Genomic DNA, 8,384 nt, shown 5'->3' with positions numbered 1-8,384 from the left:
GACTAGGCGCAAGTCCGTACGTCGCTACGACGCACAGGACGTGCTAGTACAGGAGTTGCGACAGGACGTCGCGTTCTTAGCCTGTAAGGGCGCTTGCGCTTTTGTGTTAATTGAGTCAAATTAGTGACAAAAAAGGATTTTACTACACTTTTGTTACAGAAATCTTTATAGTAAGGGTAGAAGAAACGGTTAAAGGATGATAAATATGTCGAAAAAAATCAATGATACTATTATTAAAGCATATAACGGTGAGGAAACAGATTATACTCCTACTTGGTTTATGAGACAGGCAGGTCGATCGCAACCAGAATACCTCGAAATTAAGAAAAAGTATTCTTTATTTGAGATTACGCATCAACCAGAATTATCCGCCTATGTAACCCGTTTACCTGTGGAAAATTATGGGGTAGATGCAGCTATTTTATACAAAGATATCATGACACCACTTCCTTACATTGGCATTGATGTAGAGATTAAAGCTGGTGTAGGACCTGTTATTTATAATCCGATAAGGAATTTCCAAGATGTGGAAAGTCTAGGTGAAATCAATCCATCTCGTGATGTTTCATATGTGTTAGATACAATCAAATTACTAACGGAAGAACAATTAGAGGTACCGTTAATTGGATTTAGTGGCGCACCATTCACTCTTGCTAGTTATATGATTGAAGGAGGCCCTTCAAAAAATTATAACAAGACAAAGGCATTGATGTATCGTGAGCCTGCGACTTGGTTCGCTTTAATGGATAAATTAGCTGATATGATTATTACGTATGTAGAAGCGCAAGTAGAAGCTGGAGCGAAAGCAATTCAAATCTTTGATTCATGGGTTGGGGCTCTTAATGCGCCGGATTACCGTTTGTTTATTAAGCCTGTCATGACAAGGATTTTTTCAGAATTACGTAATCAAAATGTACCATTAATTTATTTTGGTATTGGTGCACGGCATTTATTATTAGAATGGAATGACCTACCAGTTGATGTGATTGGACTGGATTGGAGAACTTCTATTAAAGAAGCCCGAGAAATGGGTGTTACGAAGGTTTTACAAGGAAATCTTGATCCTATGATTTTACTTACAGAATGGGAAACAATAGAAAAAAGAACGAAGGCTATTCTAGATGAAGGGAAAGAGTATGGAAATCATGTCTTTAATTTAGGACATGGTGTGACACCAGAAATTAAACCTGAAACATTGAAGAAATTAACAGCTTTTATTCATGAATACTCAAAGAGATAGGACACGAAAGGACGAGAACAAATGAGTAAGAAACAAATTGGACTACTAGTAATGGCATATGGAACTCCATATAAAGAGGATGATATCGAACCATACTATACACATATTCGACATGGTAGAAAACCGGAACCTGAGGCGTTACAAGATTTAAAGGATCGTTATAAAGCAATTGGTGGAACATCTCCATTAGCTAAAATCACAGAAGATCAAACGAAAGCACTAGAAGAACAATTAAATTCTATTCAAGATGAATATGAATTTAAGGCTTATATTGGTTTGAAACATATTCACCCATTTATTGAAGATACAGTAAAGGAAATGGCAAAGGATGGAATTACTGAGGCAGTTTCCATTGTATTAGCTCCCCATTATTCTACCTTTAGTGTGAAATCTTATAATGAACGTGCCAAGAGTGAAGGAGAAAAACACGGAATTTCTATTAAGTCTGTACAGAGCTGGTATAACGAAGAAGGCTTTATTCAATTCTGGGCAGATGGTGTCAAAGAAATCTTTCATAATATGAGTGATGAAGAACGTGAAAAAGCTGTATTAATTGTTTCTGCACACAGCTTACCAGAGAAAATTTTACAAGATGGAGACCCATATCCTAATCAGTTAAAGGAAACTGCTGATCTTTTAGCGAAAGCAGCTGGAATCAAAAATTACGAATTAGGTTGGCAAAGTGAAGGAAATACTCCTGATCCTTGGCTTGGGCCGGATGTACAAGATTTAACTCGCGATTTATTTGAACAAAAAGGGTATCGTTCCTTTGTTTACGCACCAGTTGGATTTGTAGCGGATCATTTGGAAGTTTTATATGACAATGATTATGAATGTAAAGTAGTTTGTGATGAACTTAATGCGAAATACTATCGCCCACAAATGCCTAATGTCCATCCATTATTCATTGAGACCCTTGCTGGTGTTGTGTTAAATACTGCTAAGAGTGAAGCTTAATGGAAAAGAAAAATATAGTTATTGTAGGTGGCGGAATTACAGGTCTATCCGCCGCTTACTATTTACAAAAGTTTATCCAATCAAAATCTCTTCCTTATACATTTAAATTAGTTGAAGCAAGTGAACGACTAGGTGGTAAAATACAAACAATAAAACGAAGTGGATTTACAATTGAAAAAGGACCAGATTCTTTATTAGAAAGAAAGCCTTCCGCAATCAAGTTAGTAAAGGAACTTGGTTTAGACAATGATATAATACATAATGCTACTGGTCAGTCCTATATTTTAGCACAGAATAAATTACATCCTTTACCAAAAGGAACGTTTATGGGGGTACCTAAAGACAAAGGTGCTTTATTGTCATCTAATCTTCTTTCATGGAAAGGTAAAATAAGATCTTTAAACGAACTTGTTTTACCAAAGAGTAAACATGTTGGAGATCAATCATTAGGTGGATATTTACGCACTCGTTTCGGAAATGAGACAGTGGATATGCAAATCTCTCCACTTTTATCTGGTATTCACTCAGGTGATATTGATGAAATGAGTCTAAAGGCCACTTATCCTATTTTTTATCAATTAGAACAAAAATATGGCAGTGTAATGAAAGGTCTACAAAAAACAATGCCCAGTACGAAAAAGAAAAATAAAAGTAAAAAAGGTGCTTTTTTTTCGTTTGAAAATGGTTTAGAGACGTTAATCCACCGATTAGCAGAAGTCATAGATAAAGAATCTATCTCCATTCAAACTTCTGTAGATCATATTGAAAAAAAAGAAGACGGTTATCATATATTATTAAGTAATGGTGATGTAATAAAAGCGGATACAGTTATAATGGCAACGCAGCATAATGCTGTACCTAAAATATTTAGTCAATTTGAATTCTTTAAGACGTTACAAGAGATTCCACTGACATCCTCCGCGAATGTGGTTCTTGCTTTTGATGAAAAAGCTATTAGGAATAAAATAGATGGGACAGGTTTTCAAGTTGCTCGTAACAGTAATAAATACCGAATTACGGCATGTACATGGACTAATAAAAAATGGCCAACGACAACACCAAAAGGAAAAGTGTTACTTCGTTGCTATGTTGGAAAGCCGACGGATCAAGAAATTGTAGAATTGTCCGATGAAGAAATTACAAAAATAGTAATAAGCGATTTAAAACAGGTGATGAAACTTAAAGGAAAACCTGAATTTTCTATTGTCACACGATGGAAAGATTCCCGCCCACAATATACAGTCGGTCACTTGGAAAGAATAAAAGAAATTAGAGAAAATATAACAAAACATCTACCAGGAGTTTATTTAATTGGTAGTTCCTACGATGGATCAGGAATCCCTGATTGCATTGCAAGTGGAGAAAAAATTGCACATGAAGTAGTAAATAACTTAGCTTAAATAGGAAGACGTTGATCAAACATTATCAACGTCTTTTTAAATAAAAAAATACAACTGCGATGCAGCTGTACCAATTTTAAATAATTAGGAAGATTCATTGGGATTGAAAGGCCAACTGAAATCGCTACGTCTTATCGCGACGTAGGCACTAACACACGCCTTGTGTCTTGAAAACCCCACTGAATGAGTTTCACTTTATCACGTCTTAACTGGCTGTAAAGACCCCCACTTCAAGAATTCGGGTTAACCAAGAAATCTAAGTGGGGGACAACAGCCAGTAGCGCCCTGATAAGTTCAACTAACAATCAGTGGGGGATGCAAGAAAACCCCCACTGATTGAGTTTAACTTTATAGTACGTCTTGTTATATTAATTGCAATAACAAGAAATTACTTGATATTAATTACCTAGCCGGATGATCGCACTCATCACAAATATTGCCATAACAATCGGCTTTTTCGTGGATTTCCCCTCCACAAACATGGCATTGTTTTTTAGGTAAATTTCTAAAGAATTCGATTATATTGATCATGAAAATTTCCCCCCTTAGAAAATTGTTCTAGAAATTCATTGAACTGTGTAGTATATTAGTTTCTGTTTTATACCAATGTTGTATAACAGAGATGGTATAAAAAAAGGCAATCTAGGGTTATCTCGCTGGATGGTCACACTCATCACAGATATTGCCGTAGCAATCGGCTTTTTCGTGGATGTCACCGCCACACTGTTTACATTGCTTTTTAGGTAGGTTTTTGAAAAAATCAATTACGTTCATCATGCTTTTGTTTCCCCCTTTTGTTATTGTACTATTATTGTATTACAACAGTATGTAAAGTGTCAACGCTGTTTTATAACATTTTTTAAAAAATAAAGGAGTGTCTTTTATGAAGCTTACTGTAATAGGCTTTTGGGGAGGTTATCCGGCAGTAGATGGTGCAACCTCTTCTTATTTATTAGAAAAAGATGGGTATTCACTATTAATAGATGTTGGTAGTGGTTCCTTATCTAAATTACAAAAATATAAACATGTTTCTGACCTTGATGCTGTGATTGTATCTCATTATCACCATGATCATGTTGCTGATATCGGAGTATTACAATATGCAAAATTAATTGAGTATTATGTAACAAAGAATGATGCAGTTTTACCTATTTATGGACATACTGAAGATAATAAAGGTTTTAAAACCCTGTCCCACACTTACACGAAGGGAATAGCTTACAGTCCTAATGAAGAATTACAGATTGGCCCTTTTACAATTACTTTCTTAAGAACGAAACATCCTGTGCCATGTTTTGGAATGAGAATTACAGATGGTGAATCTGTTGTAGTATACACAGCAGATTCTAGTTATCAAGAAGAATGGGGGACCTTCGCTAAAGATGCAGACTTGCTTATAACAGACTGTAATTATTATGCTGGGCTTGATGGTTCTAAAGCCGGTCATATGAACAGCGAAGAAGCTGGCCGAATTGCGGGGATTGCTAGTGTGAAACAGCTACTATTGTCTCACTTACCACAATATGGGGATAGAGAACAATTAATTACAGAAGCGAGGCAATACTATACTGGAGAAATTCAATTAGCAAAAGAAGGATTAACTTGGAGAAGAAATAATTCAGAGCGTTTCCCTTTGAATTAAGGTATACTTCGATTAAAATATAATGGGTAGAAAAAACGACAGGAGTTGATAGGTTATGAAGTTTATCGATAACAAAGGTATCACAGATCCAATGGTTAATTTAGCTATTGAGGAATATATTCTTGAAAATTTTGGAGAAAAAGATACATATTTGCTTTTTTATATTAATAAACCATCAATTATCATTGGTAGAAACCAAAATACGATTGAAGAAATAAATACAGATTATATTGATGAAAAAGGTATTAAAGTGGTACGTCGTCTATCTGGTGGTGGGGCCGTTTACCACGATGAACAGAATTTAAACTTTAGCTTTATAACGAAAGATGATGGGGAAAGTTTTCAAAACTTCGCTAAATTTCTAAAACCAATTATAAAAGTGTTAAATAATATGGGTGTGCCAGCAGAACTTCAAGGGCGAAATGATGTTGCAGTCAATGGACGGAAAATTTCTGGTAATGCTATGTTCTCAACTAAAGGACGGATGTTTAGTCATGGAACATTAATGCTAGATTCTGAAGTAGAAGAATTAACAAGAGCATTAAAAGTGAAAAAGGAAAAAATAGAATCCAAGGGTATTAAGTCGATTCGTAGTCGGGTTGCAACTATTTCGGAATTCTTGGAAGAAAAAATTTCTATGGAAGAATTCAAAGAAACAATTTTGAAAAATGTTTTTGAAGTAGATGATGTGAAAGATGTGCCTCAATATGAATTAACAGAAGAAGATTGGGAAAGAATTTATGAGATTTCTGAAAATAGATATCAAAAATGGGAATGGAATTATGGGAAATCTCCATCTTATAATGCTCAAGAATCTCATAAATTCCCAGCTGGATTAGTAGACGTTCGTCTAGATGTTCAAAAAGGGATTATTAAAAACTGTAAAATTTATGGAGACTTCTTTGGCGTTGGAGATGTAAAGGAATTAGAAGAAAAATTAGTAGGAATTCGTCATGAACGCCAAGCAATTGAGGATGCATTGAAAGAAATAGAAGTGCCTCATTATTTAGGTAAAATTTCTAGAGAAGAATTTTTAAGTTTATTATATTAATTACAACACAGCCCATGTTTTGTGGGCTGTGTTTTCGATAGGAAAGAATAATACTATATTCTTCCTAATGAAGAGAGGGAGTTTTATAAAAAATGTTGAATTTTGTTAACAATTCCCACTTTTCACTATCATTTTTAGTCTATATTTGTTAAATTAATAGTAAGCTACTTTCTTTTCGTTTTCTAATGAAAGGAAGGTTATTATGATAGAAGAACTAGATACCTCAATTTTTGAAATAAGCCCTCTTACATTGGCAATTGTCGCAGAACAGAATGATCATAATGGAGTTATTACTAGAATTATGGAAGAAGACGAAGAATATATTGTTGATGTTACCCCATATCAAGTTATTAATTTTGCCTGCAAGTATTTTGGATCGAGTCTAAAAGGCAGGCAGGATGGAGCTAGGAATATCTCTGGGTTTACTAGTAAAATTCCAATATCCATAGATCCTTCAAGTGGTATGTATTTTTTCCCTACAACCTCACCTAAAAACCCCAAATGCTCTTGGATTTCCCATTCTCATATTGATAAAATTAGTAAGGTGACAGAACGTAAAACTAAGATTCTTTTTAAAAATGGAAAAAAACTAATATTAGATGTATCCATTAGAACGATACTAAACCAAATACAACGAACAGCACAGTTTCGTTTTCTACTTGATAAGCGTCTTAATTATTTACAGCAACAGAGTCCTGAAATGATAGCAGAGCCTTTTCCATTAATTTTCGAATAACTTCTTCCACTTTCTTGCGAATAGCTGGATTAAAATAATTTTTCTTTTCTTCTCTTCCATGACAAAGGAAAAGAAAAGAGGAAAATGAATCATTTTTATTTAATTGGATGACTTGCATTCCCTTGTCTTGCATTATTTTTCGAAGTTTTTTACGTTCCTTTCTCGCGAGCAGTGTCATTTTCTCTATGAGTTCGAGATAGGGCTCATTAATTTTAAAGTTTCCATTTTTAATATGGTTCATATCTTGATTTAATACGACGATTGCCATGGAAAGAAATAAAAAATTAGTTGCAATTTTTAGCTCATCATCATTAAGATATCGCATATGAATTCCTCCGTTACAGAACAAACGTTCTTACTTTAATCATATTATATGATAAAATGAAGATAAAATACAACATAAATTAATATTTTTTAGTAAAATGAAAGAAAGTAGCTTAATTCATTTTAGAAAGTATGTAGATAGCTTCATTTAGGATAGAATGAGAATACATACATGAGGATGTTCAAAAAGTCCGGTAAAAATGATATGCCCCGTCAAAAGGGGGATGTCGACGCCTGAGCGCAGTGCCCGTTTTTAGTCGGCCTTCCTTTTTGAACACAACCTCTATGGAAAAAAAGTAGAACATTTACATAATGAGGAGTATTAATTTGATGTTGATGAACATTAACTTTTCCAATTGGCAAACGGTGCTCCAAAACGAGGGAACCGAAGATTTTATTATGCAATTATTGGAGCAATATGAAGGATTAGGTCCAGTTCCCGGCTTTTTGCTCCCTTTTATCGAAGCATTTTTGCCTTTTTTACCGTTGATTGTTTTTGTCTTAACGAATGCCGCAGCATATGGATTATTAGAGGGATTTTTATTATCATGGCTTGGGGCTAGCTCTGGTGCAATCGTTGTTTTTATTATTATAAGACAAATAAGAAACAGAAAATGGGTAAAGAAATTAAGAAAAAATAAACAAGTAAGTGCGGTTACATCATGGGTAGACAAGCATGGCTTTGGACCATTGTTTGTTTTACTTGCTTTTCCGTTTTCCCCATCATCTATTATTAATATTGTAGCTGGATTATCGAAAATTAGTATTCAACAATTTGCATTAGCGGTTCTTCTCGGTAAATCTGTTATGATTTTTTCCATATCATATGTAGGATCAAGTATCTTGGAATTTGCAGAAAAACCGATGAAGACGATTATCGTATTAATCATTATTGGCTTGTTCTGGATTATCGGAAAAGTCATTGAAAAGCGACTAGAGAAACGTGCAGCAAGAAATAACTAACCAAATTATACAACTATAATAGAGCTTCTATCTTTGGCGGATAAAAAAGTATATACTTTTTTATCCTGCAT

The 8,384-nt window shown here is 34.4% G+C and carries 10 protein-coding genes; 7 read left to right on the top strand and 3 right to left on the bottom strand.

Features of this window, described 5'->3' with window-relative positions:
- Positions 1-205 precede the first annotated feature (205 nt).
- The 3 genes from hemE to hemY are packed head-to-tail and all read left to right on the top strand — an operon-like array spanning position 206 to position 3,597.
- A complete protein-coding gene (gene hemE, locus A9178_RS14795) occupies positions 206-1,240 on the top strand; it encodes a uroporphyrinogen decarboxylase (RefSeq protein ID WP_068676644.1) in 1,035 nt (344 codons plus the stop codon).
- A gap of 21 nt (positions 1,241-1,261) precedes the next feature.
- Positions 1,262-2,197, top strand: coding sequence for a ferrochelatase (gene hemH, locus A9178_RS14790; RefSeq protein ID WP_068676642.1), 936 nt, complete (start codon positions 1,262-1,264; stop codon positions 2,195-2,197).
- Positions 2,197-3,597 carry a protoporphyrinogen oxidase gene (gene hemY, locus A9178_RS14785; RefSeq protein WP_068676641.1) on the top strand — a complete coding sequence of 467 codons (1,401 nt, stop codon included), beginning with the start codon at positions 2,197-2,199 and terminating at the stop codon, positions 3,595-3,597. Before hemH ends, hemY begins: the two co-directional genes overlap by 1 nt.
- A 402-nt stretch (positions 3,598-3,999) precedes the next feature.
- Here hemY and yhfH (A9178_RS14780) read toward each other — a convergent pair whose 3' ends face one another.
- Both yhfH (A9178_RS14780) and yhfH (A9178_RS14775) read right to left on the bottom strand, forming a co-directional pair.
- A complete protein-coding gene (gene yhfH, locus A9178_RS14780) occupies positions 4,000-4,128 on the bottom strand; it encodes a protein YhfH (protein WP_068676638.1) in 129 nt (42 codons plus the stop codon).
- A gap of 117 nt (positions 4,129-4,245) precedes the next feature.
- Positions 4,246-4,371, bottom strand: a complete 126-nt coding sequence (gene yhfH, locus A9178_RS14775; RefSeq protein WP_369801989.1) for a protein YhfH — start codon at positions 4,369-4,371, stop codon at positions 4,246-4,248.
- Between the two features lie 109 nt (positions 4,372-4,480).
- Between yhfH (A9178_RS14775) and A9178_RS14770 the strand changes: the two genes are divergently transcribed.
- The 3 genes from A9178_RS14770 (at position 4,481) to A9178_RS14760 (ending at position 7,026) form a co-directional block, all read left to right on the top strand.
- Positions 4,481-5,239 carry an MBL fold metallo-hydrolase gene (locus tag A9178_RS14770; RefSeq protein WP_068676634.1) on the top strand — a complete coding sequence of 253 codons (759 nt, stop codon included), beginning with the start codon at positions 4,481-4,483 and terminating at the stop codon, positions 5,237-5,239.
- A 55-nt stretch (positions 5,240-5,294) separates the two neighbouring features.
- Entirely contained in the window at positions 5,295-6,290 is a 996-nt protein-coding gene (gene lplA, locus A9178_RS14765) for a lipoate--protein ligase (protein WP_068676632.1), read from the top strand.
- A gap of 202 nt (positions 6,291-6,492) precedes the next feature.
- Positions 6,493-7,026 (top strand): competence protein ComK, encoded by a 534-nt coding sequence (locus tag A9178_RS14760; RefSeq protein ID WP_068676630.1) that lies wholly within the window; start codon positions 6,493-6,495, stop codon positions 7,024-7,026.
- Here A9178_RS14760 and A9178_RS14755 read toward each other — a convergent pair.
- Entirely contained in the window at positions 6,962-7,351 is a 390-nt protein-coding gene (locus tag A9178_RS14755; protein ID WP_068676628.1) for a YhjD family protein, read from the bottom strand. The genes A9178_RS14760 and A9178_RS14755 overlap by 65 nt on opposite strands.
- A gap of 326 nt (positions 7,352-7,677) precedes the next feature.
- Between A9178_RS14755 and A9178_RS14750 the strand changes: the two genes are divergently transcribed.
- Positions 7,678-8,313, top strand: coding sequence for a TVP38/TMEM64 family protein (locus tag A9178_RS14750; RefSeq protein WP_082918216.1), 636 nt, complete (start codon positions 7,678-7,680; stop codon positions 8,311-8,313).
- Positions 8,314-8,384: the final 71 nt, after the last annotated feature.

It is taken from the genome of Oceanobacillus sp. Castelsardo (assembly GCF_001659985.1).
Taxonomy (GTDB): domain Bacteria; phylum Bacillota; class Bacilli; order Bacillales; family Amphibacillaceae; genus Oceanobacillus.
This window is presented reverse-complemented; position numbering and strand designations above follow the sequence as displayed.